The organism is Ligilactobacillus sp. MP3 (genome assembly GCF_024436335.1).
Classification (GTDB): Bacteria; Bacillota; Bacilli; order Lactobacillales; family Lactobacillaceae; genus Ligilactobacillus; species Ligilactobacillus salivarius.
Genome location: NZ_JANFQI010000021.1, coordinates 1 through 3,006, shown reverse-complemented (window position 1 = coordinate 3,006; position 3,006 = coordinate 1). Strand labels below are relative to the sequence as shown.

General features: G+C 48.9%; 1 rRNA gene. It reads right to left on the bottom strand.

What is annotated here, in order from left to right:
* Positions 1-2,870 (bottom strand): 23S ribosomal RNA (locus NOU10_RS09115); the annotation flags it as partial.
* Between the last annotated feature and the right edge of the window lie 136 nt (positions 2,871-3,006).

Sequence of the window (3,006 nt, the reverse complement as noted above, 5' to 3'; positions counted from 1 at the left end):
CAGCACTTCCACTTCCATCCTATCTACCTGATCATCTTTCAGGGATCTTACTTACTTACGTAATGGGAAATCTTATCTCGAGGTGAGTTTCGCACTTAGATGCTTTCAGCGTTTATCTCATCCATACTTAGCTACCCAGCGATGCTCCTGGCGGAACAACTGGTACACCAGCGGTATGTCCATCCCGGTCCTCTCGTACTAAGGACAGATCCTCTCAAATTTCCTACGCCCGCGACGGATAGGGACCGAACTGTCTCACGACGTTCTGAACCCAGCTCGCGTACCGCTTTAATGGGCGAACAGCCCAACCCTTGGGACCGACTACAGCCCCAGGATGCGATGAGCCGACATCGAGGTGCCAAACCTCCCCGTCGATGTGAACTCTTGGGGGAGATAAGCCTGTTATCCCCAGGGTAGCTTTTATCCGTTGAGCGATGGCCCTTCCATACGGAACCACCGGATCACTAAGCCCGACTTTCGTCCCTGCTCGACTTGTAGGTCTCGCAGTCAAGCTCCTTTATGCCTTTACACTCTGCGAATGATTTCCAACCATTCTGAAGGAACCTTTGGGCGCCTCCGTTACCTTTTAGGAGGCGACCGCCCCAGTCAAACTGCCCACCTGACACTGTCTCCCGCCGTGATTGCCGGCGAGGGTTAGAGTGTTCATACAACGAGGGTAGTATCCCACCAATGCCTCCATCGAAACTAGCGTTCCGACTTCTACGGCTCCTACCTATCCTGTACAAGTTGTACAAACACCCAATATCAAGCTACAGTAAAGCTCCATGGGGTCTTTCCGTCCTGTCGCGGGTAACCCGCATCTTCACGGGTATTATAATTTCACCGAGTCTCTCGTTGAGACAGTGCCCAGATCGTTACGCCTTTCGTGCGGGTCGGAACTTACCCGACAAGGAATTTCGCTACCTTAGGACCGTTATAGTTACGGCCGCCGTTTACTGGGGCTTCAATTCTGAGCTTCGCTTACGCTAACCCATCCTCTTAACCTTCCAGCACCGGGCAGGCGTCAGCCCCTATACTTCATCTTACGATTTTGCAGAAACCTGTGTTTTTGATAAACAGTCGCCTGGGCCTATTCACTGCGGCTGAGCTTGCGCTCAGCACCCCTTCTCCCGAAGTTACGGGGTCATTTTGCCGAGTTCCTTAACGAGAGTTCTCTCGCTCACCTTAGGCTACTCGCCTCGACTACCTGTGTCGGTTTGCGGTACGGGTGATTAAACTCTAACTAGAAGCTTTTCTTGGCAGTGTGACGTCTCTCACTTCGCTACTAAATTTCGCTCCTCATCACAACTTGTCCTTAAGTAGATAAGCATTTGACTCATCTACAGACTTGTTGCTTGAACGTACATATCCAACAGTACGCATCGATAGCCTCCTGCGTCCCTCCATTGTTCAAACAAGTTTAACCAGTACAGGAATCTCAACCTGTTATCCATCGCCTACGCCTCTCGGCCTCGGCTTAGGTCCCGACTAACCCTGGGAGGACGAGCCTTCCCCAGGAAACCTTAGTCATACGGTGGACCAGATTCTCACTGATCTTTCGCTACTCATACCGGCATTCTCACTTCTAAGCACTCCACCAGTCCTTACGGTCTAGCTTCGCCGTCCTTAGAACGCTCTCCTACCATGTACCTTACGGTACATCCACGATTTCGGTAATGTGTTTAGCCCCGTTACATTTTCGGCGCAGGATCACTCGACTAGTGAGCTATTACGCACTCTTTAAATGGTGGCTGCTTCTAAGCCAACATCCTAGTTGTCTATGCAATTCCACATCCTTTTCCACTTAACACATATTTTGGGACCTTAATCGGTGGTCTGGGCTGTTTCCCTTTCGACTACGGATCTTATCACTCGCAGTCTGACTCCCGGATATAAATCTGTGGCATTCGGAGTTTATCTGAATTCAGTAACCCAAGACGGGCCCCTAGTCCAAACAGTGCTCTACCTCCACGATTCTTAACTCCGAGGCTAGCCCTAAAGCTATTTCGGAGAGAACCAGCTATCTCCAAGTTCGTTTGGAATTTCACCTCTACCCACACCTCATCCCAGCATTTTTCAACATACACGGGTTCGGTCCTCCAGTGCGTTTTACCGCACCTTCAACCTGGACATGGGTAGGTCACCTGGTTTCGGGTCTACGTCAACGTACTATCTCGCCCTATTCAGACTCGCTTTCGCTACGGCTCCGGACTTTCCTCCTTAACCTCGCACGCTAACGTAACTCGCCGGTTCATTCTACAAAAGGCACGCCATCACTCATTAACGAGCTCTGACTACTTGTAGGCATATGGTTTCAGGAACTATTTCACTCCCCTCCCGGGGTGCTTTTCACCTTTCCCTCACGGTACTGGTTCACTATCGGTCACTAGGTAGTATTTAGCCTTGGGAGATGGTCCTCCCGGATTCCGACGGAGTTTCACGTGTTCCGCCGTACTCAGGATCCTGAACTGAGGAAACGAAGTTTCGCTTACGAGGCTATCACTCTCTTTGGCTAATCTTCCCAGATTATTCAACTACTTCATTTCTTGGTAACTCAAATGTTCAGTCCTACAACCCTAAGAAGCAAGCTTCTTAGTTTGGGCTCTTCCCGGTTCGCTCGCCGCTACTGAGGGAATCGAATTTCTTTCTCTTCCTGTGGGTACTTAGATGTTTCAGTTCCCCACGTCTACCTTCAACTAAGCTATGAATTCACTTAGTGATAACAGGCGGTAAAACCTGTTAGGTTTCCCCATTCGGAAATCTCCGGATCATAGTTTACTTACAACTCCCCGAAGCATATCGCAGTTAGTCACGTCCTTCATCGGCTCCTAGTGCCAAGGCATCCACCATACGCCCTTAATAACTTAACCTAATATTATCTAACGATAATAGGTTATGAGTTTAGCGATTAAGAACTATAATTCTTGTTTTAAACTCTTTAAAACGCGGTGTTCTCGGTTTATTTTTAAGAAATAAATCAATATCTAGTTTTCAAAGAACAAAATC